The sequence below is a fragment of the Shewanella sp. MF05956 genome (assembly GCF_059758055.1).
Window position 1 is genome coordinate 153,811 of sequence record NZ_JCAYNV010000007.1, and the last position, 26,901, is coordinate 180,711.

Annotated in this window: 27 protein-coding genes; 14 read left to right on the plus strand and 13 right to left on the minus strand. The window is 41.5% G+C overall.

What is annotated here, in order from left to right:
• Positions 1–175 precede the first annotated feature (175 nt).
• From AC19MX_RS09680 to AC19MX_RS09695, 4 genes are read left to right on the plus strand one after another with little or no spacing between them, the layout of a single operon-like run.
• Positions 176–913, plus strand: coding sequence for a DUF1538 family protein (locus AC19MX_RS09680; protein ID WP_432400148.1), 738 nt, complete (start codon positions 176–178; stop codon positions 911–913).
• A 21-nt stretch (positions 914–934) separates the two neighbouring features.
• On the plus strand, positions 935–1,702 hold the full coding sequence (locus tag AC19MX_RS09685) for a DUF1538 domain-containing protein (protein ID WP_432400147.1): 768 nt from the start codon (positions 935–937) through the stop codon (positions 1,700–1,702).
• Positions 1,703–1,706: 4 nt separating this feature from the next.
• Positions 1,707–2,057: a P-II family nitrogen regulator gene (locus tag AC19MX_RS09690; protein WP_432400146.1), complete on the plus strand. Its 351-nt coding sequence runs from the start codon at positions 1,707–1,709 to the stop codon at positions 2,055–2,057.
• Positions 2,054–2,455: a CBS domain-containing protein gene (locus AC19MX_RS09695; protein WP_432400145.1), complete on the plus strand. Its 402-nt coding sequence runs from the start codon at positions 2,054–2,056 to the stop codon at positions 2,453–2,455. Before AC19MX_RS09690 ends, AC19MX_RS09695 begins: the two co-directional genes overlap by 4 nt.
• A 7-nt stretch (positions 2,456–2,462) precedes the next feature.
• Here the strand turns inward: AC19MX_RS09695 and AC19MX_RS09700 are convergent, their stop codons facing one another.
• Positions 2,463–3,338, minus strand: a complete 876-nt coding sequence (locus AC19MX_RS09700; RefSeq protein ID WP_432400144.1) for a LysR family transcriptional regulator — start codon at positions 3,336–3,338, stop codon at positions 2,463–2,465.
• Between the two features lie 141 nt (positions 3,339–3,479).
• On the opposite strand from AC19MX_RS09700, the gene AC19MX_RS09705 reads away from it, so the two are divergent.
• Positions 3,480–3,794, plus strand: coding sequence for a putative quinol monooxygenase (locus AC19MX_RS09705; RefSeq protein ID WP_160052919.1), 315 nt, complete (start codon positions 3,480–3,482; stop codon positions 3,792–3,794).
• A gap of 3 nt (positions 3,795–3,797) precedes the next feature.
• Positions 3,798–4,820 carry a Gfo/Idh/MocA family protein gene (locus AC19MX_RS09710; protein WP_432400143.1) on the plus strand — a complete coding sequence of 341 codons (1,023 nt, stop codon included), beginning with the start codon at positions 3,798–3,800 and terminating at the stop codon, positions 4,818–4,820.
• On the opposite strand, the gene AC19MX_RS09715 is transcribed toward AC19MX_RS09710, so the two are convergent.
• The 10 genes from AC19MX_RS09715 to ppsA form a co-directional block, all read right to left on the minus strand.
• The gene (locus tag AC19MX_RS09715) at positions 4,782–5,186 is read right to left on the minus strand and encodes an NUDIX hydrolase (RefSeq protein WP_432400142.1); all 405 of its coding nucleotides are present in this window, start codon (positions 5,184–5,186) and stop codon (positions 4,782–4,784) included. The two genes, AC19MX_RS09710 and AC19MX_RS09715, sit on opposite strands and share 39 nt — an antisense overlap.
• Positions 5,187–5,426: 240 nt before the next feature.
• Positions 5,427–6,083 (minus strand): Bax inhibitor-1 family protein, encoded by a 657-nt coding sequence (locus tag AC19MX_RS09720; RefSeq protein WP_432400141.1) that lies wholly within the window; start codon positions 6,081–6,083, stop codon positions 5,427–5,429.
• A gap of 400 nt (positions 6,084–6,483) precedes the next feature.
• A complete protein-coding gene (locus tag AC19MX_RS09725) occupies positions 6,484–7,191 on the minus strand; it encodes a uracil-DNA glycosylase family protein (RefSeq protein ID WP_432404885.1) in 708 nt (235 codons plus the stop codon).
• 293 nt (positions 7,192–7,484) lie between these two features.
• The gene (locus AC19MX_RS09730; protein WP_432404883.1) at positions 7,485–7,844 is read right to left on the minus strand and encodes a hypothetical protein; all 360 of its coding nucleotides are present in this window, start codon (positions 7,842–7,844) and stop codon (positions 7,485–7,487) included.
• 123 nt (positions 7,845–7,967) lie between these two features.
• A complete protein-coding gene (locus tag AC19MX_RS09735) occupies positions 7,968–8,771 on the minus strand; it encodes a DUF2971 domain-containing protein (RefSeq protein WP_432404881.1) in 804 nt (267 codons plus the stop codon).
• A 299-nt stretch (positions 8,772–9,070) separates the two neighbouring features.
• Positions 9,071–9,511, minus strand: a complete 441-nt coding sequence (locus tag AC19MX_RS09740; RefSeq protein WP_432404877.1) for a DUF7832 domain-containing protein — start codon at positions 9,509–9,511, stop codon at positions 9,071–9,073.
• Between the two features lie 510 nt (positions 9,512–10,021).
• Positions 10,022–10,441 carry a MarR family winged helix-turn-helix transcriptional regulator gene (locus tag AC19MX_RS09745; protein WP_432404874.1) on the minus strand — a complete coding sequence of 140 codons (420 nt, stop codon included), beginning with the start codon at positions 10,439–10,441 and terminating at the stop codon, positions 10,022–10,024.
• Between the two features lie 112 nt (positions 10,442–10,553).
• The gene (locus tag AC19MX_RS09750) at positions 10,554–11,006 is read right to left on the minus strand and encodes a DUF1285 domain-containing protein (protein ID WP_432404871.1); all 453 of its coding nucleotides are present in this window, start codon (positions 11,004–11,006) and stop codon (positions 10,554–10,556) included.
• Between the two features lie 31 nt (positions 11,007–11,037).
• Positions 11,038–14,085 carry a D-2-hydroxyglutarate dehydrogenase YdiJ gene (ydiJ, locus tag AC19MX_RS09755; protein ID WP_432404868.1) on the minus strand — a complete coding sequence of 1,016 codons (3,048 nt, stop codon included), beginning with the start codon at positions 14,083–14,085 and terminating at the stop codon, positions 11,038–11,040.
• Positions 14,086–14,213: 128 nt separating this feature from the next.
• Complete coding sequence (ppsA, locus tag AC19MX_RS09760) at positions 14,214–16,583, minus strand: phosphoenolpyruvate synthase (protein WP_432404863.1); 2,370 nt, start codon at positions 16,581–16,583, stop codon at positions 14,214–14,216.
• 127 nt (positions 16,584–16,710) lie between these two features.
• On the opposite strand from ppsA, the gene ppsR reads away from it, so the two are divergent.
• Together ppsR and AC19MX_RS09770 are read left to right on the plus strand one after the other, a co-directional pair.
• On the plus strand, positions 16,711–17,523 hold the full coding sequence (ppsR, locus tag AC19MX_RS09765) for a posphoenolpyruvate synthetase regulatory kinase/phosphorylase PpsR (RefSeq protein ID WP_188952407.1): 813 nt from the start codon (positions 16,711–16,713) through the stop codon (positions 17,521–17,523).
• A gap of 206 nt (positions 17,524–17,729) precedes the next feature.
• Complete coding sequence (locus tag AC19MX_RS09770; protein ID WP_432404858.1) at positions 17,730–18,794, plus strand: 3-deoxy-7-phosphoheptulonate synthase; 1,065 nt, start codon at positions 17,730–17,732, stop codon at positions 18,792–18,794.
• 177 nt (positions 18,795–18,971) lie between these two features.
• Here AC19MX_RS09770 and AC19MX_RS09775 read toward each other — a convergent pair whose 3' ends face one another.
• A complete protein-coding gene (locus AC19MX_RS09775; protein WP_498297771.1) occupies positions 18,972–20,210 on the minus strand; it encodes an HD-GYP domain-containing protein in 1,239 nt (412 codons plus the stop codon).
• Positions 20,211–20,541: 331 nt separating this feature from the next.
• On the opposite strand from AC19MX_RS09775, the gene AC19MX_RS09780 reads away from it, so the two are divergent.
• The 6 genes from AC19MX_RS09780 (at position 20,542) to AC19MX_RS09805 (ending at position 24,823) form a co-directional block, all read left to right on the plus strand.
• Positions 20,542–21,075 carry a SixA phosphatase family protein gene (locus tag AC19MX_RS09780; protein ID WP_432404851.1) on the plus strand — a complete coding sequence of 178 codons (534 nt, stop codon included), beginning with the start codon at positions 20,542–20,544 and terminating at the stop codon, positions 21,073–21,075.
• A gap of 180 nt (positions 21,076–21,255) precedes the next feature.
• On the plus strand, positions 21,256–21,519 hold the full coding sequence (locus AC19MX_RS09785) for a Rho-binding antiterminator (RefSeq protein ID WP_432404848.1): 264 nt from the start codon (positions 21,256–21,258) through the stop codon (positions 21,517–21,519).
• 105 nt (positions 21,520–21,624) lie between these two features.
• On the plus strand, positions 21,625–22,062 hold the full coding sequence (locus tag AC19MX_RS09790) for an acyl-CoA thioesterase (protein ID WP_432404845.1): 438 nt from the start codon (positions 21,625–21,627) through the stop codon (positions 22,060–22,062).
• A gap of 459 nt (positions 22,063–22,521) precedes the next feature.
• Positions 22,522–23,184, plus strand: a complete 663-nt coding sequence (locus tag AC19MX_RS09795; protein WP_432404842.1) for a response regulator transcription factor — start codon at positions 22,522–22,524, stop codon at positions 23,182–23,184.
• Positions 23,184–23,801, plus strand: a complete 618-nt coding sequence (locus AC19MX_RS09800) for a DUF938 domain-containing protein (RefSeq protein WP_432404839.1) — start codon at positions 23,184–23,186, stop codon at positions 23,799–23,801. Before AC19MX_RS09795 ends, AC19MX_RS09800 begins: the two co-directional genes overlap by 1 nt.
• A 176-nt stretch (positions 23,802–23,977) precedes the next feature.
• The gene (locus AC19MX_RS09805; RefSeq protein ID WP_432404836.1) at positions 23,978–24,823 is read left to right on the plus strand and encodes a D-hexose-6-phosphate mutarotase; all 846 of its coding nucleotides are present in this window, start codon (positions 23,978–23,980) and stop codon (positions 24,821–24,823) included.
• Positions 24,824–24,970: 147 nt separating this feature from the next.
• Here the strand turns inward: AC19MX_RS09805 and ushA are convergent, their stop codons facing one another.
• Positions 24,971–26,698: a bifunctional UDP-sugar hydrolase/5'-nucleotidase UshA gene (ushA, locus tag AC19MX_RS09810; protein ID WP_432404833.1), complete on the minus strand. Its 1,728-nt coding sequence runs from the start codon at positions 26,696–26,698 to the stop codon at positions 24,971–24,973.
• Positions 26,699–26,901 lie beyond the last annotated feature (203 nt).

Sequence of the window (26,901 nt, forward strand, 5' to 3'; positions counted from 1 at the left end):
TATGACCTGAGTCAATTTAATGAAAATCAGTGTAAACAATATGTTGCGAAATTACTATCAAGAGTCACACTTAATAAAGCGTTTACTATTTATATCACTGGATATTAGTGCCAACACTGCCAACATAAGTGCCAAACATGATCAGAACCCATCACTTTACCCCTCAGGAGTATAGATGTCTGCCATCGCAAAATTGCTCCAAGCCATGTTGAGTAGCTTTAAAGACCTTGTCCCCATTATATTGGTGGTCAGTTTTTTTGAAATATTTGTCCTCCGCCAAGCTCCCGCAGAGCTTGGGTCTATTCTTATTGGCTTAGTCTTTATTGTCTTGGGATTAACATTTTTTGTGTTTGGTTTAGAAATGGGCTTATTCCCCATTGGTGAATCATTAGCAGAAGCATTAGCACGAAAAGGCAGTATATTTTGGTTAGTAATTTTCTCATTCTCATTGGGGTTTGGCACCACATTAGCAGAACCGGCGCTAACAGCCGTAGCCAATGAAGCGGCTCAAGTTGCCGCAAATGCCGGTGCGATTGAGGCTAATAAGCAGGCCATGAGTTCCTATGCTATGGGATTGCGTATCACGGTTGCGATTTCGGTAGGTTTAGCCATTTTACTTGGCGTGATCCGTATTCTTAAAGGCTGGCCTATTCATTACATCATCATTGGTGGTTATGTACTTGTGATGATCCTTACCAGCTTTGCCCCAGCCAATATTATCGGCATCGCCTACGATTCAGGTGGTGTCACCACATCAACCATTACCGTGCCTTTGGTGACTGCATTGGGCGTCGGCCTTGCCAGTGTGATTAAAGGCAGAAACCCGATGTTAGACGGCTTTGGCCTCATTGCATTTGCCAGCCTTAGCCCTATGATTTTTGTATTAATTTACGGCATGGTGTTTTTAAACTGATGCGTGCGATAAGGAGCCAATTTGTTTACTGAGCTGATTAGCACATTTTTGCTCACTGCACGCGATGTCATCCCTATTGCAGTGATTTTGTTTGGCTTTCAACTTGGCGTACTCAAGCGCCCTGTCACCCAATGGCGTAAAGTGTTACTGGGATTTGTCTATGTGATTATTGGCCTGACCTTTTTCTTAGTCGGTTTACAACTCGCACTGTTCCCCATTGGCGAAAGCATGGCAAACCAATTAACCACCAGCGAGTTTTTACACCCCGATGGCAGCAAAGCACCGTTTATTTGGCAGGATTATTTTTGGGTGTATGTTTTTGCAGCTGCAATTGGCTTTAGCACTACCATTGCCGAGCCGTCACTGATTGCCGTAGCAATCAAAGCCAACCAGGTATCAGGTGGCACCATTGGTATACAAGGCCTGCGAATGTCTGTGGCATTGGGTGTCGCCATTGGCATTACTTTAGGGTGCTTTCGCATTGTAGTAGGCGATCCCATCCATTACTACATTATGGCCGGTTACGTCATCGTGGTTATTCAAACTTTTTATGCCCCAAAAATGATTGTACCTCTGGCGTATGACTCAGGCGGCGTGACCACATCAACCGTAACAGTGCCTTTGGTTGCGGCACTAGGCCTTGGGCTTGCCACCAACGTTGAAGGGCGTAATCCACTTATTGACGGCTTTGGTTTAATCGCCTTTGCCAGTTTATTTCCGATGATCACCGTAATGGGTTACGCCCAAATCGTTGATTATTTATCCAAACGAAAAGCGATTAAGGACTAAATCTATGCGTTTTAAACTAATCGTCGCCTTTGTCGACGAAGATTGTACCGACGCAGTACTCGATGCAGCCAGGCTTGCAGGAGCCACTGGCGCGACGGTAATAAACCATGCTCGTGGTGAAGGATTAGAAAAAAAGAAAACCTTTATGGGCCTCACCTTAGATGTACAACGCGATGTGATTTTATGGTTGGTTGAAGAACATATGTGCCGCAAGATACTCGAAACGATATCTAAAGTAGGCGAATTTGACACTAATTCAGGTAAAGGCATTGCGATTCAAATTGATGTTGAAGATGCCGTCGGTGTGGCTCATCAAGTTGCTAAGCTAAGTAAAGACATTGAGGATCAAATATGAGTAGCATTATCCCTACCCGTAATCGCGATGTGATGAATAACCGTTACGCCATGGTTGACGGTATGCACACGGTTGCAGAAGCAATCCAAGTGGCCATCAATAAAAATGTCAGTATTTTGGTGGTCGATAAACGCAATGAACATGACGAATATGGCATGGTTCTCATGAGTGACATCGCCCGAAAAGTGTTGGCAAAAGACAAATCACCCGAGCGCACTAATATATACGAGATCATGATAAAGCCGGTATTTTCTGTACCTGCTGATATGGATGTACGTTATACAGCACGCTTATTTGAGCGCTTTAACATTAACAAAGCGCCCGTGGTCGAAAGTGGTCACATTTTAGGTTTCGTCACTTATGATGACATTGTACTAAAAGGCATGATCAAGCGCTAAACTGACGTTATTGTTCAGCAATGTGCTTAACGATAAACTCAATTAACGAGCGCATTTTTAACGGCAAATTTTTATCTTTGTACAACAAATGAATTGGCATGGCTTCTGGTGGGGTTAAACTCGCAATATTGACTAAGAGGCCAGCATCTATCGCCTCTTTAACAACAATACTGGGTTGTAACACCACGCCTAAACCATCAACGGCAGCTTGAGTCAGTACCACACCACTGTTTGACGACAGCCTAAACTGTCGCTTGCCAAAAACTTGTTGATGCGCCACAGATAACGAACCATTGCTTGAATAGCTAAACCCAAGACAGTGATGCTCACGCAAATCTGCATTCGATGTTATCTCAGCGTGCTGCGCTACATATTGCGGCGATGCACAAAACTGCATGTGATAATTCATAATATGGCGACCAATCAAAGCTGAATCGCTAAGCTCACCAATCCTAACCAATAAATCGACACTGTCTAACATTGGGTCGACAAGGTTATTGTCTAAACGTAAGTCAACATCGACTTGCGGATACGCTAACAAAAAACGATTCACAATGGGCGCCAGTACCGCATTACCAAAACTCACCGGTGCATTAATCTTAATGCTGCCACTCACTGTGCCTGTCATGGATTGTAAGGTATTTTCAGCGGCAGTAATGGCTGCCAAAATGCTTTTACATTCTTGATAATATAATTGGCCAGACTCACTTAATGCTTGTTGTCGTGTGGTGCGGTTGATTAGCTTAACGCCTAAATAGCCTTCTAACTGATTAATATGCTTGCTGACCATGGTGCGGCTGATATTAAACTGATGCGCAGCCGCAGCATAATTACCTTGCTCAGCTACGCAGCTAAACACTTGCATCGCGGTTAATTTATCCATCGCCACTCCACTCATTGATCCCAAATACTATAAATTGATACCAAAGATTATAAACCTATAGTGTTTTCTGTAAACACCAATGACTGGTATTGCCGTTAACAAAACTGGTTTACGATGAGCCATCATTATTGAGGAGTTGTTATGGATTACAAATTAGATCAAGCAGGCATTTTTATTACCGCTGAAATTCACATTAAAGATGACGTACCGTTGGCCCAAGGCCTTGCTGCAATCCGTCAATTTTGTGCAGACATGAATAGCGAACCAGGCTGCTCACTTGCAATGGCAACTCAACATAAAACTCACCCAAAGCAATTTGTATTTTGGGAGCGTTATGATGATCAAGCCGCATTTGACGCTCACTTTGCCGCGCCTCATACTCAAGCCTTTATTAAAGCAGGACTCACCGAACTCAAACAAGCCTTTGACTATCAACGCCTAGCAACCGAGGAATAACCGATGAGTAAAATAATTAACTGGGGTATTTTAGGCACCAGCTTTATTTCTGGCGTGATGGCTGATGCGATAAAAGCACAAGGTCAAAGTCAGATATATGCCGTCGCTGGCCGTAACACCACAACGTTAGCCGAGTTTGCAGCGCAATATAACATCGCACATCAATTTACTGATTTTGATGCATTAATTAATGATCCGCTGGTAGATGTGATTTACATCGCCCTGCCTAATCACTTGCACCATGAGTATGTGATTAAAGCAGCCAATGCGGGTAAAGCTATCTTATGCGAAAAGTCCCTGTCGGTCGATATGCCATCAACCATTGCCAGCCTTGATGCGGTTAAGCACAACAAAGTGTTCTTTTTAGAAGGGCTAATGTATCTTGCGCATCCTTTTATGCAGCAGTTATGTCAAACCTTAGCATCTGGCGTGATTGGTGACGTAAAAAGTATTCGTGGTCAGTATTGCGCGGCTATCAGCCAATTTGTTAATCCGGCCAGTCTTGGCGCGTTGTTTAACCTTGGTTGTTACCCTGCATCATTAATGCAATTAGTCATGCAGCAACAATTTGGTAATAGCATCAGCCAACATTATCAATTGCAAGCAACTGGGCGACGTGGGCAAGATGGCAATATTTGTGAATCTACGGCTATTGTGACTTATACAAACGGCGTGCAATGTCATTTACACACAGCTGAAGATTATGGCTTACACGCAGGATTTACCATTTTAGGCAGCTTAGGAAGTATTGAGTTCACCTCAAATCCCTGGTTACCAGAAGCTCAAGGTAATCATTTTTCAGTAAGGTTATATGAGCAAGATGCTGACGTTGTGAATGTTAAAGCCAAAGGCAATGGTTTTTACTACCAGGTAGAAGCGGTGCTAGCGGCGCTAGACAGTAAACAACACATAGTGCCAAGACCATTAGCACAACTGCAAGACTCGCACGATATCATGAGCATGTTAACCACCTGGCATCAAGCGGCTTTAGAAAGCAGCGCTGAAAACCTGACCGTTAAACGCTAGACAATCGTTAATTCGTTGTTGTTGCACTGAAGATAAGTCAGCAACAGCGAAATATGCGTATTCGCTGTGTTCATCGCTTAGACTAATCACCGCCTCTTTGGTTAACTCACAACGAAAGATAAACGCTTGCGACTGGTAAGCACTGTGAAAATACACCCCAGATAAATAATTCACCTTCACCAAACAGCTTAACTCTTCTTGGCATTCTCGCAGTAATGCCTGATGAATGGTTTCATTAGGATCAAGCCCGCCTCCCGGTAAGCCCCAATGCTTGTCACCGTAAGTGGCTTTTAATAACAAAACGTCCCCTGCCGCATTGGTGATCACCGCATGCGAGCTCAATCTAAATAAGTCATTAAATGCCATGATGTTGGTACCTAAAATTCAGTGGCTAAAAATCAGGGGCTAAAATTGAACTGAACAACGTTATATAAACGAGTTAACACCTGGTAATACCATTGCAGAGGGCGTCAAAAAAAACCAACTGCAATGGTATCAATATGGAGTGACTACTGTTCTAGGCGCTTACCTGCTCCATTTAAACGCTGATATGAAACGCTGATATCAACAAGCACAATAACGATTGATATCAATCGTTATTGTGGACTATTTTCGACCGAGAATTCTGAGTATTCGTAAAAATAAATTGATGATGTCCATATACAAGGCCGCAGCGCTATCAACGGCGTTATCAAATGTTTTAGGGATTGCATTAGCACGAGCCCAATCATAACCAATATAACCACAAAAAATCAGCGCGACAATCCAATCTAAAATGCCGTGATGGGTATTAAAAATAAATATTTCAATGAGTTCCACTACAATCACACAAATCAACGCAATGGTTAACCCACCCGCTATCTTGTTAAAAAAGGCAGGATACATTGAGCCTAACAGCATCATCACAAACGTTACCATGCCGGTAACCCTAATGGCCTCTTGAACAATATCTGGATTATATTGGCTCACCACAAGATTAATAATCAGCCCAAACGGTACCACCACAAAGTTATAGCCAATAAAGCTCACAATAGGCTTATCTGATTTGCTAAAAAGATAAATACCAAAAAAACACGAAGCAAAATACCCAATAAAAAAGATTATCGGATTAATGCTACTGATTGATTCAACTGAAATATTCAGCACCATAAGCCAATTGATGGCAAAACCCCATAACAGCGTTAAGCCAATGACAAAATTGTAAGTAGACCCACTGATTATTTTGTCATTGGTGTGAGTTCTGTTAAATACATCGACTTCCATTTTACATCCTTATAAATTGAGATTTGAATTGAGTTTGTACATGCTCATCGTAACAATAACTTGTTATTGGACATTTCCGAGTTAGAACATTCATTCTAATTCGTGAGTTTCAGGTTAAAATGTCTATGTGTAACGAGACTGTAGAATTTCTATTTTAGAAAAACAGTCTCAAAATTTATTAAAAAATTAAGCCTCAAATTGCGTTGCTACGTGAAATCTGAGGGAATATTCCACTAGAAAGTGAGTTTGACGGGCTGTATGAACACAAAAATCACCTGCTATTTTCTACTTTAGAGAAATTCTACAGCCTCAACGCCCTGTTAACAGGCTAAATGTGGTTGGCTAAAATTAGCGACGAGAAGCAAAAGCCAACTGTATTTAGTCCTTGTTTAACAGCTTGTTAAGTCACCGATGTGATACTCAAAATTTCATTTACCATCTCTGCCTCTGGTTTGCCTTGAGGATGTTTAGCAATTATGATTATGACTTCTTCATCATTAATCTTTAAGACTCCATGAGCCTCAACCAAACTATGTTCTTTATTACTTGCTAGTGATACAGCATTGCTTAAGAAGCCATTAAACCAGTTAAGACCAGTAAAGAAAATAATTACTCTTGGGTTGTATTCTTCAATTTCAGCAAGTAGTAATTCATTACAGTAGACAAACTGTTTATCACACAGACTGTCACTAGGATTTCCTGTAATGCTTGGAGCAATTTTGTAAAGATTTGACCATACAATTTTACTAGCCCATCCTGTACTTGAAGAATTTTCATTTAAACATTGAGATACTTGTTTGGTAACACGCCAAAATGCAGATGACTTTGTATTGTATCCTTCATTAATCCCCCACGAATCCTCAACCCACTTTAACGGACAATCAGAAGTAGCCGCCTGATTAAAGATTTCATTAACCATCGTCTCTACGTTTAAATTATTCATATCAAACTCATGGTGCCAACCATTTACAGCTCGCCCGACGATCATAAGATTGTTGTTATATTCATTTCCTTTTTGAGCATTAAAACAACACAAACTCTGAGAGCTATTTTTATATTTAGAAATTTTTAGTTGACTAAGTAAGCTTAGGTACTTCTGTGCTTGCATATAAACCTCAAACTCAAGTGACTTAACGAGACTGTTGAATTTCTATTTTAGAAAAACAGTCTCAAAATTTATTAAAAAATTAAGCCTCAAATTGCGTTGCTACGTGAAATCTGAGGGAATATTCCACTAGAAAGTGAGTTTAACGGGCTGTATGAACACAAAAATCACCTGCTATTTTCTACTTTAGAGAAATTCTACAGCCTCACCCCCCTAATAACAGGCGAAAAATTGTGGGCTAAAATGAGTGAGGCACGAGCGATAGCCCACTGTTTTTAGTCCTGTTAATTGGCTTTTTAGGCCAATTGCTTCCGATACCACTGTAAGTGTTCTCTAGTAATATAGTCTCCGCCGTCTTCATAAGTAATTATGATTTCTATTTCATCTGGCAGATCAACTAATAATTCACGGCCAGTCATTTTTCGCTTCGGCCATTTTACAGAAGCTAGAGTAGATTCGTTTTCGGCTAGAGTTACACAAAATCGTTCTGGATTAGGTGACTTTGTATAAAAGTAATCAAACACGCCAGGTTCTGTTTCTGCGGTAATAATATATAAATCAGATGTTAATAAAACAGGAAGAATAAGATCAATATTTTGTTGCTCTCGAACATTTTGAAATGCTTCCTTTAATGGACTAATAGTTTTTTGTTCCACAGTTATCCCTAAAAATTAAGATTGAAATGAATGTATGAATATTGACCTAATGCCCCAATAAGGGGCTAAAAATTAGCGAAGCGAAACCGAGCAAACTGTTTTCAGTCCCGCTTCATTGGCTTGTTATGTGCCAGAACTCCCTACTGGAGTTTCAATATATGGTGTGTAGTTAAACTCTTCGAATTCTACTTTAAAGGCTAGCTCGCTTCTTTTACCACGATATAATTTCACATGAGGGTTCTGGCCTTTAAGAACTAAACATATTATTTCTAACATTTCAAAAGGCATATTAGGCCCGAAATAGACACCAGTTAAAATTTCAGGTGGGTATGTATAAGCAGTTCCGGCATCACTATGAATGACTCTCCATTCTTTCTCGTAAGCCCAAGATTTCGATTTTGTACAAAACAAGTTCATCATTTCATCTCGCTCACCATCAGCATAAATATTTTTAATATTTAACAGTGGGATTTTTTCTACATAGTCTACTTTTCTAGCTCTTTCGAATAATTCGTGATTAGTTGAGAATTCAAGACAAAAGCCAGTGTATTTATCTGCGTAATGTGCCCACATTAAGAGTTCATCGCTTACTTCCGAGAAACAAGATACGCCTCTACTCCGGATGAAATTGTCAATTATTTGCTCACTAGCATCTTTTGCAGCTCGAAATAGCCCTGGTTTTAATTCTTTTAATGAGGCTTTATCAAGTTTTTCTTTGACTTCTTTAGGCCAATCCTTAGCCAAATAAACTTCACGCAAGCTCTCTATTTCAGAATCAGTCGGTTCTGCTATCTGCGCTTTTAAAGCACAATCGTAAGGATCATTAAAGCCGGAAGGAGGAGCAAAATAAACTGTTTGTGATTTAAGGTTTACTAAGGACTGAACCGAAACAGATTCATATTTATATAACTTTTTTGGGATATTCAACACAGCCTCCATGACACATAACGAGCCTGTAGAATTTCTATTTTAGAAAAAACAGCCTCAGAATTTATTAAAAATTAAGCCTCAAATTGCGTTGCTACGTGAAATCTGAGGGAATATTCTACTATAAAGTGAGTTTTACGGGCTGTATAAACACAAGAATCACCCACGATTTTCTACTTTAGAGTAATTCTACAACCTCAACGCCTCGTTAAGAGGCAAATAATTGTTGGCTAAAATAAGCGACGCAGGAGCAAAAGCCAACTGTTATTTGTCCTGCTTTAACGACTTGTTATGTATAGCTATTTCCAGAACTGCCAAAACTTCTTTGGCTTTTTCCATTTATCATAAGCTGCAGAAATTAAAGGAGCTAATTTATGATAATTATCCCAAGAATTTTCGACATGATATAAAGTTTCAAGATTTGAAGACAAAGCACTGTCGTAGTTGTTAAGATAAAGATCTGATTCGTAGTAATGCTTAGTAAAAGATTGACCTTCTTCACTTAGGTCTTCTTCCCAGAATTTCTCATCGCACATATCGATTAGAAAATCTCTTCCACTGATTTCTTCATTTCTAACTTTTATAAGATTTTCACAAGACTCTTTTTGATGGAACTCACCCTCTAAGTTATTTTTTATAATCCAAGCTAAAAATAACCCTATATGTGTTCCTGCATTTTCTAGCGGTAAATCTTCAGGGTAATCACCACCGTAATGCCAATCAGCTCTATCGTAAGCCACGGAACCTCCTTGCTATACATAACAGCTTATTGAATGGCCAAATAAATTTAAAGTCGGTCATTTAAGTTATTGATTAATATCATCCTACATTTACTATCTTATTGATGTAAAACAGTTTTAATTAACTCCACAGACCAATAAAAGCGAGCTTGCGCGTTAAAAGTGAACCCAATATTTGACAGCAAACAAAAACACTTTAATTTCAATGCATTACAACATTCGAGAATTATTGTTCATACTACTTTAGTTTACTTATTAGCCGATTAAACTTAAAGACACGCCAAAAACCATTACAACTGTTTTTATGCACAGTACACACCACATAAAGGTGAGAGACTAGCTGCCACTGGATATCTAGCCGACATTTGCAAGCCAGTTAAATGTCGTCTGAAGCAGAGTGAAGCGCCAAGATGTAAGTGGTCGCTGGCCATATTTCAAACATACTTTGGGGACAAAAAAGAGTCATGCACACTGATTTAATAGGACAAAAGCAACGCTGAACTTTAACCTTTACAGACTAAACTGATTCACTTTATTCAACAGGCGCATAAATTCATCTTGCTCAGCGTCAGTGAGTACCGCTAAAAAGCGTTCATTAACCCACTCGGCTTCGTGCACTAAGTCTAGTTCTAATGCTTTACCGCTGTCGGTTAAAAAGATTTGAAAAGCGCGACGATTGTCGGCTTCTTGATGACGGGTGATAAATCCCTGTACTTGCAAAGTATCAAGCAGACGGGTCATGGTGTAATTGGCCACATCACAACGCTTAGACAGTTCAGTTTGGCTGAGCCCTTCTTCTTGCCATAGGGTAAATAATACTGGCCACAGTTTACTGTCTAACTCATAACGCTTTAAGCGCGAGTCGAGTTCTTGCTGTAAAGTAATATTTAGATGGGAAATCAGGTAACTTAAACTTTCAAAGCGTTTCAAATGATACCTCCAACACCGTCATTGGCATGTTCAGTTTGCATCACTATGCTCAGCAATTAAACACGCTCGAACTCATTCAGATTACCATTTCTATACGTGATAAGAAGCATTTTTAGTCACAAGACAAATACTCATTAATGTATCGATAATAACAAGCACGATTAAGTTGGCCGACTAAGCCTCTAACCAAAGGGGCATAAATGCCATCATCGGTAACGATAACATCAGCAAGATTAACCGTTTGGAGATGTGTGCCAATACTGCTGGTAAAGGCTAATTGAGTATTGTGAGGCGATTCTATTATTGAGCTCGCCTCATAATCCACCAATATCAACGGGTAACTGTCGACACTGACTCTCACCTTTTCAACTGGGGTAATAAGGTAATATTCGTTGTCGATGCAATGCAAAATACTGCTAAACAGTGCAGCAAACTTAGGCGGTAATGGGCTATTTAAATACAGCCAATCACCATTGGATTGAATATGAAACAGCACGTCTTCACTGCACAGCGCAGCCTCACCTGAGTGGATAAATGAATGTAATGCTGCTGTTTCATCTGCCATATTGTTACCTTGTTTAATCTCGTTAATGCATTTAGTTGATTAATTTAAGTAATGCTTCAATTGGATGCTGAGGTTTAAACCCTGCAAAGCGTTTAACCTGGCTACGGCAGGAATACCCCGACACTAATACTTGGCTGTGCGTGGCTATTTGCGCAATCGTCGGTTGCCATGACATGTCAAACAACTGCTCTGAACGCTCAAGGTTTTCTAGCTCATGGCCATAAGTTCCCGCCATACCACAACAGCCTAAATTGACACTGTTGAGCTTAGCACCAAAGTGACTGAATATGGCCTTCCACTCGTTAGCGGTATTGGGCTTGGCAGTTGACTCTGTGCAGTGGCTAAACCAGGTAAACTCTGGGGCATCATTTGTTAACGGTACTGAATCATTGCGTGCTGCAACGACTGAGCTTAACCATTCATTGGCTAGCAACACTTCAAACGGACCACGACGTTGGCCTAATACCTCTTTGTATTCGTCTCGATAGCATAACACTAGAGCAGGATCGAGGCCGACCATCGGCATGCCCAGCGCGTGAACGCGGTTTAAAAAATCGGCACTGTTTTGCGCTGTTTTGGCAAACTTGTCTAAAAAACCTTTAATGTGCGTCGGTTTACCATTGGGTTTAAACGGCAGTAATACCGGCTTTAAGCCCAATTTTTCAATCAATTGAATAAAGCGATACACTAAACCTGCATCATAAAAACTGTTAAATGGATCTTGTACCACTAATACATATTGGCTGCGTTCAGCTTCTGGTATAGCGCATAAAGCATCTAAATCATAACCTCGGCTACCATGGCCGTCTAAGCGTTGCTTTAATGTGGGCACCGACAGTTTAGGCGCATCCACATAACCAATGGCTTTTTTAATGACCCACTGGCTCAGTGGATTTTGCGAAGCAAGGTTAGTTAATTTTGGCATTGCAGCCATCAGTGGCAACGAGTCTTCGATACCTGCCACTAAATAGTCTTTGGCTGGACGTAAATAACGTTTGTAGTAAATATTAAAGAACTGCGCTCTAAACTTAGGCACATCTACTTTAACAGGGCATTGCCCTGAACAAGCCTTACAGGCCAAACAGCCTTTAAGTGACTCCATTACCTCATGTGAGTAATCGTAATCACGTTGGTTATTGAGGGTATTTTGGGTACGCTGCATCCACCCTAGTGGTTTTGACTTTGCTAATGCGTCGACATCGACACCTTCTGCTTCAAGTAAACGAAGCCATTCACGCATAAGACCGGCACGGCCTTTAGGTGACTGTACTCTGTCGCCGGTGGCTTTAAATGACGGACACATGGGCGAATAGCTGCTGTAGTTAAAGCACAATCCATTACCATTACAGTTCATAACATCTGGGAATGCGTTACGCGTTTGCACCGGGATTTGTCTGTCGAAACTGCCACGTTTGGCACTGTCGACATTGAACATTAACGGGCCAGACTTTGGCGGTGCGACTAATTTACCCGGATTTAAGCGATTGTCTGGGTCAAACCAGCCTTTAATTTGCTCAAGCACAGCATAAAGCTCATCGCCAAATACCGCAGGGCCATATTCGCCGCGTACTCCTTTACCGTGTTCGCCCCACATTAAGCCACCATATTTAAGGGTTAACGCAGCCACTTGATCGGAGATGACTTTTAAGAGTTTCTCATCGGCTTGATCGCACATATCTAATGCGGGGCGCACATGCAATACACCTGCATCTACATGGCCAAACATGCCGTATTGCAAATTATGGCTATCGAGTAGTGCACGAAACGCCATAATATAGTCGGCTAGGTTTTCGGGTGGTACGGCGGTGTCTTCAGCAAACGCTAGCGGTTTGCGAGTGCCTTTTGTGGCGCCAAGTAGCCCGACGGCCTTTTTGCGCATGGCGTAAATACTGTCTATGTCACTGCGGTCTTTAATGATTTGAAAACCCACTAAACCATATTGCTCATGGCTCAGTTGTTCTGACAGCATTTGTTCAAGCAGGGCAATTTTTTGGATCACATCATCATCTTCACCAGCAAACTCAACCATGTTAAGACCTTCAATGATCTTGTTAGGCACCGCTTTGATTTGGTCTGCCACCGAGTGCCAAATAATATCTTCTCGAGCAAGGTTGAGCACTTTTGAGTCGACGGTTTCAACCACGGTCGCGTTGGCTTTAACTAATGATGGAGCATGACGCAGTGCTGATTCAAATGAGTCATATTTTATGTTCACCATCATGCGTGTTTTGGGTAACGGCGTGAGGTTAAGCTTGGTTTCGGTTATGACCGCAAGCGTACCTTCTGAGCCTGCTAAAATACGTGACAGATCAAACTGTGTTAGATCATCATTCCACACATGCTTTAAATCGTACCCTGTTAGGAAGCGATTTAGCTTTGGGAAACGCTCAATAATAGTGCTACGCTTTTCGCGGCATACATCTGCGATTTGCTTAGCGATGGTGTTGGCTAATTGATTGTCGCCATAGGGTTGTTGGTCAAGCTGTGGGTTGGCCACAGGCGTTGTACAAAGTACGCTGCCATCGATAAGCACGCTCGTCACGCCCAATACATGATCGGATGTTTTACCGTAAACCAATGAGCCTGCACCTGAGGCATCTGTATTGACCATACCGCCAATGGTGGCACGGTTTGACGTTGATAAATCTGGACTAAAAAAGAAACCATGTGGCCGCAATGCATCATTTAATGCATCTTTTACCACACCTGCTTGTACCCTCGCCCAACCTTCTTCTACATTAATCTCGAGCACTTGGTTTAGATGGCGAGACACATCTAAAATAAGTCCGTGGGTCAGTGATTGGCCATTGGTTCCTGTGCCGCCACCGCGAGCACTAAATGTCACTTGCTTATATTGAGGTTGAGAGGCTAATGCCAAAACGAGTTCAACATCTTGCTGATGCAATGGGTAAATGACTGCTTGAGGCAAAAATTGATATACCGAGTTATCGGTTGCTTGAATAAGCCGCGCACTGTAACGCTTGTCTATTTCACCTTCAAACTCACTTTGTTCAAGCGCGTCGAGATATTCTAGATAGATAGGTTCTAATGTTTGTTTATGTGATAGCAAAGGTAACATAGAGGACTTATTTATTATGAGTATATTGAGTTCATTATAAACAAAAAAAAGCCGCTAAAAAGCGGCTTTTATGACAACTTGATAAAATTGCAGGTTGAGCTGCAATTTTTAACGCTATTTAGGCTAAATTAACCATGCGCTTCGGCAAGATATAGCCAAGTATCAATAACGGTGTCTGGATTTAATGACACGGTGTCGATACCTTGTTCAACTAACCAAGCTGCAAAGTCAGAGTGGTCTGATGGGCCTTGACCACAAATACCAACGTAAGCACCTTTCGCTTTAGCCGCTTTAATGGCCATAGCCAATAATACTTTAACGGCTTCATCACGCTCATCGAACAAGTGACTGATGATTCCTGAGTCGCGGTCTAAACCTAGTGTTAGCTGAGTTAAATCGTTAGAGCCGATAGAGAAACCATCGAAATGCTCTAGGAATTGGTCAGCTAACAAGGCGTTAGACGGTAATTCACACATCATAATAACGCGTAAACCATCTTTACCACGTTCTAGCCCTTGCTCTTTAAGTAATTCGATAACTTGAGAAGCTTCGCTTACGGTACGAACAAATGGGATCATCACCTCAACGTTGGTTAAGCCCATTTGGTTGCGAACACGTTTAATCGCTTCACATTCAAGTGCGAAACAATCGCGGAATGATTCAGAAATATAACGGCTAGCACCACGGAAGCCCAACATTGGGTTTTCTTCTTCAGGCTCATAACGGTCACCGCCGACTAAGTTTGCGTATTCGTTAGACTTAAAGTCAGACATACGTACGATAACTTTTTTCGGGTAAAACGCAGAGGCGATAGTCGCAATACCTTCCACTAAGCGTGCAATATAAAATTCAACAGGCGAATCGTAACCGGCAATCATGTCATTGATTTCTGATTGTAATTCAGCAGTTTGGTCGTTGAAGTCTAATAGCGCTTTAGGGTGAATACCAATCATGCGGTTAATGATGAACTCTAAACGCGCTAAACCGACACCTTCGTTAGGTAAACGAGCAAAGTCGAATGCACGATCAGGGTTACCGACGTTCATCATGATTTTCATTGGTAATGGCGGCAATGTATCAACACGGTTTGTGATGATTTCAAATTCTTGTTTACCAGAGTAAATAAGGCCTGTATCACCTTCGGCGCATGAAACGGTAACAATATCGCCGGTTTTGATGCGGTCGGTCACGTCACCACAACCTACAACAGCTGGCACACCTAATTCACGAGCGATAATCGCAGCATGACAAGTACGGCCACCACGGTTGGTAACAATCGCGCTAGCGCGTTTCATGATAGGTTCCCAATCTGGGTCAGTCATGTCAGTCACTAACACATCACCTGGCTCAATTTGATCCATTTGGTCAATTGAGGTTAATACCTTGGCAATACCAGTACCAATTTTATGACCAATAGCACGACCTTCGCAGATCACATCGCCTTTGGTTTTTAAATGGTAACGTTCAATTAGTTGCACATCTTCACGGCTGCGAACGGTTTCTGGACGCGCCTGTACAATATACAGTTTGCCGTCATTACCATCTTTTGCCCATTCGATGTCCATCGCACGGCCATAATGTTGCTCAATGATCACTGCTTGCTTTGCAAGCTCCATCACTTCTGCATCATTGATAGAGAATATACGGCGCTGATCTGCAGCAACGTCTTCGATTTTAACTTGCTTGCCATGAGAAGCATCATCAGAGTAAACCATCTGAATCAACTTACTGCCAATGTTACGACGCACTACTGCATCATGGCCTTGGGATAAAATTGGCTTGTGCACATAGAATTCATCAGGGTTAACCGCGCCCTGCACTACCATTTCACCCAAACCAAATGATGAAGTGATAAATACAACGTCGTTGTTGCCCGACTCAGTGTCCATGGTAAACATAACACCAGAAGCCGCTTTGTCTGAACGCACCATACGTTGTACGCCAGCAGATAAAGCAACACCTTGATGCTCGTAACCTTGATGAACACGATAAGAGATTGCACGGTCGTTAAAGAGTGAAGCGTATACATGCTTAATTGCTAGCATGACGGCATCAAAGCCTTTAACGTTTAAAAATGTTTCTTGTTGGCCTGCAAACGATGCGTCTGGCATGTCTTCAGCAGTTGCTGATGAACGTACCGCAAATGAAGCGTCTTGTGTTTCACTCGACAATTGCTCATAAGCTTCACGAATCGCTTCTTCAAGCGCAGGTTGGAATGGGGTTTCGATAACCCACTGTCTGATCTGTGCACCTACTTTTGCCAGTTCATTGACATCATCCACATCCAATGTAGCCAGAATGTCAAAAATCTTCTGGTTAACTCCACTTTGTTCAAGGAACTCATTGAACGCATGAGAGGTCGTTGCAAAACCGCCAGGAACTTGAACCCCTGCATTAGCCAGATTGCTGATCATCTCTCCAAGGGATGCGTTTTTTCCGCCAACCTTGTTTACATCACCCATGCCTAATTCTTGATACCAGAGTACGTATTGCTGCACAGTTTTATCTCCGCAAGTTTTTTATTTCAGTGGCCACTTCACACGAGGGCAATAGCATCTTACACTCCCATACAAGACGCGTAAATCTATAATTTTATTTGTAATTTTATTACTACAAGAGGTCAGAATGACACCAAAAGTATTCTATATTTCAGATGGGACCGCGATCACAGCAGAGGTTTTTGGTCATGCCGTACTTTCACAATTTCCTATAGAATTTGAAGCACTTACGATTCCGTTTGTGGAAACTATTCAAAAAGCTCAAAAAGTTAAGCAGCAAATAAATGATTGTTTTATTACAACAGGTGAAAGACCGTTAGTGTTCCACTCAATCATTAATCCTGAAATTCGTAACGTGATTTTTTCGAGTGAATGTGTCGATTATGACTTTTTGAACACCTTTGTTGCGCCACTCGAACAACACTTAGGCGTGCAAGCTAAGCCTTTATTGCACCGTACTCATGGTAAAAGTAATCATGGCTATGAAACCCGTATCGATGCCATTAACTACACGATGGAAAACGATGACGGCCAAACCATGAAACACATGGATAAAGCCGATATTATTCTATTAGGTGTATCGCGCTGTGGTAAAACACCGTCAAGCTTATATCTATCGATGCAGTTTGGTATAAAGGCTGCAAACTACCCCTTTACTGAAGATGACATGGATAACCTCAAGTTACCTGAAGCACTCAAACGCAATAAGTCGAAGCTTTTTGGGTTAACCATTGATCCTCATCGTTTGCATGAAATACGTCAAAGTCGCATGGAAAACAGTCGTTATTCTTCACTAAGACAATGCCGCCTTGAAGTCAAAGAAGTTGAGATGATGTACAAAAAAGAGCGCATCCCATTCGTGAATACCACCAATCATTCGGTTGAAGAAATTGCCACTAAAATTCTCGATATTACCGGTCTTAAACGCCACATGTTCTGATAAATAAACAATCGATTTGGGCTTTAAATAGCATAAAAAATCATCAAATGGCGATGTTGACTTAGGTTGATTCGCCTTTGGCTTTTAAGGCAATCTGTTTTTTAGTGCCTACAATCCTAGGCTAAGCCTCGCATCTTTAACTTCTTTGGGTATATAATCTCGAGCAATATGATGCAGATGCATCTCACGATTTCTCGGTAATATGCATGACTATTAAAACAGATGAACTCAGAACAACCTTATTAAGCAAAGTTATTTCTCCTGCTCAGTTGGCTTCAGAATATCCTTTAACTCAAGATGCAGCTGATTACCTTGTTGCTCAGCGTCGCGAAGTTGAAGCCATCATAGCGGGCGAAGATCAACGTTTGCTCGTGATTATTGGTCCTTGCTCCATTCACGACACTAAAGCGGCACTAGAATACGCGCAGCGCTTATCAGACCTTCACCATGAGCTTAAAGACGACTTATGCATCTTGATGCGTGTGTATTTTGAAAAGCCACGTACGATTGTGGGCTGGAAAGGCTTAATTTCAGATCCCGATTTAGACGGCAGCTTTAGCCCAAATAAAGGCTTACGTATGGCACGTCAGTTATTACAGCAAATTACTGAACTTAAATTGCCGATTGCAACTGAGTTTTTAGACATGGTGAACGGACAATATATTGCTGATCTAATCACCTGGGGTGCCATTGGCGCACGTACGACGGAAAGCCAAATCCACCGTGAAATGGCTTCTGCTTTGTCTTGTCCTGTTGGCTTTAAAAATGGCACTGACGGTAATATTAATATTGCTGTAGATGCTGTTCGTGCCGCGCAAGCACCGCATATTTTTTACTCTCCAGATAAAGACGGTGCCATGGCCGTTTACCGCACACACGGTAATCCGTTTGGTCACATTATTTTACGTGGTGGTAAAACCCCTAACTATTCAGCTGAAGATATTGAAGTTGCACGCGCACAGCTTGAAACCGTCGGCGTAACCCAACGTATGGTTGTCGACTTTAGCCACGGAAACAGCGAAAAGCAGCATAAAAATCAATTAAACGTTGCAGACAGTATCATGGCACAAATGCGCAATGGTAGTACCGCCATTGCCGGTATTATGGCTGAGAGCTTTATGATTGAAGGTAATCAGAAAGTGATTAAAGGCGAGCCTTTAATGTATGGTCAAAGTATTACGGATGCGTGTTTGCATTGGGCTGATTCTGAAACGTTATTGCGTGAATTAGCGCAAGCTTCTCGTGACCGCAAAAATCTGTTGGCTAAGTAATCCCAGTTCAATTTATTTGCAAGCATCAGCATGCTTGCAAATAAACAAAGTTAAATGCCCATAAAAAATGCCAGTTTACACAGACTGGCATTTTTATGGGCAACGATAAAATGAGTGCGGGCATGTTGTTAACAACATTGCCTACGGCACACTTAATCAATCGTAAAAGTTGATTATCTATGGCTCATAACTTACTGAATGGTGTGCCAAAGAGGCCTGCGATAAATCAGCAAAGCGTTGTTCAATTGTCATAAAGCTGTCAACTAGTGCTGGGTCAAAGTGATTACCCCGACCTGCCGTTATTATCTCTTTGGCTTCTTCATGTGTAAATGGACGCTTATAGCAACGCGGAGAGGTTAACGCATCATACACATCAACCAATGCCACAATCCTTGCTGACAATGGGATTAATTCACCTTTAAGGCCTTTTGGATAACCGCTGCCATCCGACTTCTCATGATGACCACCAGCAATGTCTCGCCCCATCAACAGAAATTCACATTGAGGCGCATATTTCAGCAAGCTATCGATCACTTTAGCCCCCATAACAGGATGGGCTTTGATGTGTTCAAACTCCTCAGGGGTTAATCTACCGGGTTTAAGTAAAATATGGTCTGCAATTCCCACCTTGCCAATGTCGTGCAAAATCGATGACAAGCTGATTTCTTTGATAAAAGCTTCTGTTAACTCTGCCGGCACGTGTTCATCATCTAGTCTTTGTTTTGCGAGCATATTAGCGTATTGCTGCATTCTAATAAGATGGGCACCAGTATCATTGTCTCGATACTCCGCTAATTTTGCTAACCCAATCACGGTCGCCTGTCTTGATGCTAATGTCGATTGCAATGAATGGGTCAATTTACCCAGCAAAAAGGAAATAGATTGGGTCACTATGGCACAGGTAGCCAAAAAGTTAATCACGACAACATACCAAATTGTCGTTGAAAAGTGTTCCATCACAGGCCAATGTAACCAATCGTAATGAAATGCAATTCCTGTGAGTATTAACAAGACAGCATTAACAACCTGAGCGATTACCGCAGGCTTTGCGCCAAGCAGCACACTGGTTAACGGTGGAAAGGTAAACAACCAAAACAAACCCGCACCTGAAGGGCCCACCGCGAGCAAAAATCCTGCACCGACAAAAAAAGCCAACAAACAGCCCCATAAATATCGGGTGTTATCTGCTAACGAAGGCCAAAAGAGAATGAATAGCAACAAGCCATACCAGAGCGTATCAAAGGCCGCCATGTACCAAATTCCTTGGTCAATACATACATATACGCTTGTGATATACAAAGGGATACTCAGTACCGCTAGCACAGTAAATATGCGCATAAAAATGGTGTGGCGCCATAAAGGTAGTGCATCATCTGGTTCTAATTGAATAATTTGAGCCTCTAACGATTCAGGCATATCCTTTCCTTAATGGTTAACCAATCCGGTGAGCATGGTAATAAATGTCTTGCTAAAGCAAGTCTTGCTGCTTTAAAAGAAAATAAGGTATGAATTAACAATAGTCCATCTCATTCATATCACAGCTAAAATCATCTATAATTTCTAATACATAAAGCACTGAACGGCAATGTCCACATCATAAACCTATATGTTGGTGCAACGATTAAACGAAAGAAAGAAAACCTGCATAAACGAAAGTTTATTGCTAGGATAAACGCCGAACGTGTTGATAGATAAAATAAAGCGCTTTTTCGGTAACACAATGACCATCAAATTAATGGATTAATACATGACTAATGACATTCGATATGCACTCACCTTCTTTCTTATGCTATTCAGCAGTTCATTAATGGCACAGACATCAAATACCGATATACCTATGCAAATGATAAATGCTAAAGCAAAAGTGTTTTACTTGGTAAGACATGCAGAAAAGCTTGAGGGAAAAGATCCGAGCTTATCTGCACAGGGGAAACTGCGGGCCATCCGTTTAGCTCAAGTATTATCAAGCACCCCGTTAGCCAAAGTGTATACCACAGACTATAAGCGCACGCGTGAAACCGCATTGGCGGTAGCTGAAGAGCAGCATCTGGCACCCAGTTTATATGATCCTACAGATCTTCAAAAAGCAGCAGAAGTATTGTTAAGTCAGCAAGGGCATATTTTGGTGATCGGCCACAGCAATACCACAACCGCACTGGCAGAACTGCTTGGCGCAGAAAAACAGCCTGCCATTAATGATGCAAGCGAGTTCGACAGACTCTATATAGTCACTGTCGATGGTAATAACCATGAAGTATCGACGGTACTATTACGATATTAACGATGTAGCTAGTGATGCTGTTAGTGATGTAGCTAGCGAAGTGATTAACTACCTGATTAATTGCACGACTATTTATTACGTCAATAGATGTGCGATTAACTCACCCACGTAAATGAGTTGAGACTTTGCATCTGTACATTGAATGCTGAATGCTGAATACTTAAAGGATAAAAAGAGTAAATGCCCCCAATTAATTGTGCTCATTATGATTTTATCGAAATCATGTGCTTACATCAGTATCAAGTGAAGTTAAGCTTGCATTCTGGTGTTGAAATTGTGGGCCACTTTACTCAAACGACAATCGTGCAACAAGGTGGCACAAAACACGAAGCGATTCGCGGCGTCACTCAACAACAGCAACCAATAGACATTATATTAACTGACATTAGACGTATTGATGTACTCAGCGCTAACCCTGTATTTGAGCATTTACTGCTCGGCTAGCGCAGAGAAAACAAACCACACTGGGTAATATTCGACACCGCTTAAGCTCATACAGTACAATGCGCCGCGTTTAATCCTGTCTATTGTTTAATTTTAGGTCGTTGTATGTCCCTTGCTCAAAATCCAGATCAAACTGAAACTGATTTTCCTGAAGATATCGCTGCACGCATTATCCATTCTGAAGCGCGAGTATTTAAAGCCATTTTCCCCTCTAACACTAACCATCACAACACCTTGTTTGGTGGAGACGCATTAGCGTGGATGGATGAAACGGCCTTTATTGCCGCGACACGTTTTTGTCGTAAATCGTTAGTTACTGTAAGCTCTGACCGTATTGATTTTAAAAAATCCATTCCAGCGGGCAGCTTAGCGGAATTGATTGCTAAAGTGATCCATGTGGGTAACACCTCACTAAAAGTTGAGGTGAATATTTATGTAGAAGACATGTACAAAGATCATCGCGAACATGCTATTCGCGGTGTATTTACCTTTGTTGCAATTGATGAAAATCGACAACCTACACAAGTGTGGCCTCACGCTTAATGGCGGTCTTTGTCAGCGCAGCCATTGTGCTGCGCTGCTATCGAACAAACTGTGATGTAAACCTAAACTAAAGTCATACTTTGCTGTTTACACCAATCCGCATTAAATAAGTAACCACTCAGAATCCGTCCAGCAGTTTTTGATTAAAGCGTCGCGATACACTAATGGTCGTTCCTTTTCACATAGCGAGTACGCTGAGTAAATCCTCTGGGACATTCCTTTCTGGCGAGTGTTTAAAGGGCTTACACTGCGTTGTATAGCTTCGAAAAAGGACCACTATTCATTCAGTCATGCCCCTTGTTTAAGCCCTTTTAAACTCTCGTTGAGTCATCTCTTATTAACGCACAATGGTATTATTCACAAAAAAGCATCATTTTGATGCATAAAGCAATAGAACACTCGATTGCTTTTCTGTTACATTGAATTAATCTTCACGTGCAACATAGAATAAAAAACGCCATGAAGCTCGAAAATTTAAATATCGTCATTGCAGATGATCATCCGTTATTTCGTAATGCCTTACGACAGGCATTGAGCAGTGCATTCAATCAAACTCAATGGGTTGAAGCCGACAGTGCTGAAGCGCTGGAAAATGTGCTGAATAACAAACAATGTCAATTTGATCTCATACTGCTGGATTTACAAATGCCTGGATCTCATGGTTATTCGACCTTGATCCATCTTAGAACTCACTATCCAGATATTCCTGTGGTGGTAATTTCGGCCCACGAAGACATTAATACTATTAGCCGTGCGGTCCATTATGGAAGCAGTGGGTTTATTCCTAAATCTGCCTCTATGGAGTCATTAACTGATGCGCTCACCGCGGTATTATACGGTGATATTTGGTTACCTAGCGGTACTCAATTGGTGCCAGTGTCTGACGATCCAACCGATAAAATGGCCAGCCGTCTATCAGATTTAACTCCACAGCAATATCGAGTATTGCAAATGTTTGCCGAGGGGCTGCTCAACAAGCAAATAGCCTATGATTTTGGTGTGTCGGAAGCGACCATTAAAGCTCATGCAACAGCGATATTTCGAAAACTTGGCGTGCGCAATCGTACCCAAGCTGTCATAGCCTTACAGCAACTAGAAATGGAAAAAGTCGATCTATCGTAATGCAAAATACTATCCCACTCGCACAATTGCCTTTTTCACAGGCATGCGAAAACAATAAGCATGTAATATTAACTCATCTGGTACAGTGGTTAAGCCACACAACTCAGGTGCTAGAAATCGGCAGCGGTACAGGGCAGCATTGTGTATTTTTTGCAGAGCATTTAACGCACCTTCGCTGGCAGCCTAGTGACCAGCCACATTACCTCGATAATTTACAGGCACGATTACAACACTACCCGCTTAACAACCTAGCTGATGGCATCGAACTTGATGTCAGTCAGTCGTGGCCAAAATTAGTGGCCGCTATCGATGCGATTTATACAGCAAATACACTACACATCATGAGCTGTGAATTAGTAGAAGCCTTTTTTGTGGGTTGTGGTAAAACACTCGCGCCTAAAGGATGTGTTGCTATTTATGGGCCGTTTAATTATTCAGGTGAATTTACCAGCGACAGTAATGCACAGTTTGACGTTTGGCTAAAGCAGCAACATCCATTAAGCGGTATACGGGATATTGAATGGATAACCACTTTAGCTAAACAACAAGGGCTTATTCTTACAGAAGATGTCGCGATGCCTGCAAATAATAGGCTGTTGTATTTTACTCGCACATAATCCCTCTCCCGCCATTTATCACAGACTCTTCATCACTAATTCAACACGATACAGACAATAGGCTGCACACGACAAGAGTATTATCGTACGGGAAGAAATACGCTAAGCTAGCGGCTTATCGTCTGTTAAGACGACAACAATTATTTTAAACAGCTTTTAACACAAGGACACACACTATGGGTTCTGTTACCACCCTAAAACACCCAAATGGTCTTGAGTATGTCAAGGTAGACACTGAGCTTTGTCAGGCACGAATTTTTATGCAAGGCGCTCAGATAGACCAATTTATCCCTGTGGGTAAACCCCCTCTTTTGTGGGTTTCATCTGCTGATGATTATCAACCGGGTAATGGTATTCGTGGTGGCATCCCTGTGTGCTGGCCGTGGTTTGGCATGAATGAAAACCCTGATTTCCCTCAACACGGTTTTGCTCGTAATAAGCTGTGGAAACTTGAGTCAGTCAAGATGCGTAACCAAATTGTTGATTTAGTGTTTAGCTTGCCAGCAACAGAATTTGAACGTCAATATTGGCCACATAACACCGAAGTCAAAGTGCTATTTACCTTAGGCGAATCATTGTCAGTCAGTATTGTGAATACCAACAATGACGATACGAGTGTTAGCTTAACTCAAGCGTTGCACAGCTATTTCCCGATTGATGATATTCATCAACTAACCGCCAGTGGCTTTAGCCAATCAAAATACATTGAATTTGGTCAAGGACCGATTCAACAACCACAAGATAACGTCACCTTTGACCGGGAAACTGATCGCGTTTATACCGATTTAGCCAGTTGCCAAGAGTTGCATACGCCACAAGGGACTATTGTGGTAAGCCGTGAGAATAGTCAGTCTGCGGTGTTATGGAATCCGTGGATAGACAAATCAATAAGACTGTCTCGATTTAATAGCGATGATTATCTTTCAATGGTGTGCCTAGAAGCGGCCAATGTATTAGAAGATAAAGTCGTACTCGCCCCCGGTGAGAGCCATACGCTAACAACTCATATTCGCTGGAAGTAAACTCAACATCGCATAGGCTAAGTTGAGTAAATAAAAAGTTGAGAAAATAAAAAAGGTAGCCTAAACTACCTTTTTTGTTAACACATTTATCAACTTTACTCAGAGCATCTTGGCTAGCCAAATACAAGGCAAACCATTTAATGCATCTTACTTAGCCGCTACTTCACAACCTAGTGGGCTGTTTGAGTTTTCATAAACAATGTCACCCATTGGCGCATAATCTGCTGCAACAATAGTACCTTTGTCTTTGAAGAAAGTGTATAACACTTCAGCATCCACATAACCTGTTGCTACTGGGTTAAGTTTTGGATAACCGTCACCGCCAGCAGCGTTAAAGCTTGGTACTGTAAAGCTATAAGAATCAGTGGCACTGTAATCTTTACCATTGATTTCACTGATAGCGACTGTTTGCGCAGTACAATCTACCGTCATTTTCACACCTGTGATTTGAGCATAAGCTCCAGAACCACGTTGGAAAGATGCTACTGTGTTTAAGTATTCTGTGACTTCTGCACCAGTCATAGTGCTTAATGTCACCATGTTACCAAATGGCTGAACGGTCAGCACGTCACGGTAAGAGATATTACCCGCTTCGATAGATGCACGTACACCTCCAGAGTTCATCACACCAATGTCAGCTTTAACTTTAGTACGCTGTGCATCAGCAAGTAAACGACCTAAGTTGGTTTGCATGCTACGTACGTTTGCACGCTCACCATCTAACAATCCATCAGTGGTTGCAATCACTTCGCCTAACTTAGCGCTACCTTGATCTTGATAGTATTTTAGCAATTCTTTTAATGCTGCATCTTCTTCAATTGCGTCAGCAATCAATACCTTAGTTTTAACACCTGCAGCATCGGTTACTGATTTTTTCAAATTAACAGGTATTAGCTTGTAGCTTACTAAATGCATTTCACCGTTGAAATATTCAAAATCTGCACGGCCTACGTACTTACCCCATTCGTGAGCCTGCATAATGTAAGTGCCATTCTGCATATCAGGTGTACATTCGCTGCCTGGTTCAAATGTTTCGCTATATGCGTTAGTACCTGGCTCCATACAAACTGCGTTTTGTGAGTGACCACCGATAACAACTTGTAAATCACCTTTAGCTAACGCACGAGCCATGGCAACATCACCAGGGGCATTGCTACCATTTGCAGCATCAGCATAGTGACCCATGTGAGTCGTTGCGAAGATCAAATCTGCAGATTTTGCTTCTTTAATTTCTGCTATTACTTTGACAATTTCATCTTTTGGATCTTTAAAATCTAAATCACCGATAAATTCTGGGTTACCAATTTTAGCGGTATCTTCGGTGGTTAGGCCGATAACAGCAATTTTAACGCCATTAACATCGAATACTTTGTAGGCATCAAAATAACGTGTGCCATCTTTCTTATAAATGTTTGCAGCAAGCATTGGGAAATTAGCAATTGAGCGTTGTGAATCTAATACTGCTAATGGGTTATCAAACTCATGGTTACCCACTGCCATAGCATCGTAACCGATTTCGTTCATACCAATAAAATCAGGCACAGCATCTTGTAAATCAGACTCTGGAACACCTGTGTTGATGTCACCGCCAGATAGCAATAACGTTTCGCCACCGTTTGCACTGACTTCAGCACGAATTTGGTCGATCAACGTTTTACGCGCTGCCATACCATATTCGCCATCACTGTTAGACCAGAAACGGCCATGGTTGTCGTTGGTGTGTAATACTGTAAATATTTTACAATCTGCACCTGCTTCGGCACATGTTGTTGCGACAGGCGTTTCTACTAAGTGTGTTTTATCGTCACTGTTACAACCGGTTAATGCTGTTAATACAGCCGTTGCAACTAATCCTTTAATTAACATGTTTGTCATGATTTACCCCGAGTTATTATTTATTTTTAAATCTGTGAAAATCCAATTCACAGGCTGAATGATAACAAAGATTGACGGTTTTTGATTTCATTTTTATGACAAAATGTGATTTTTAATACACTAATAACAATAACTTAAATAGACAACAATTCTCTCTTGAAAACAGTCAACTTGTTAATAAACATGTTAAAAACAAGTAAAAA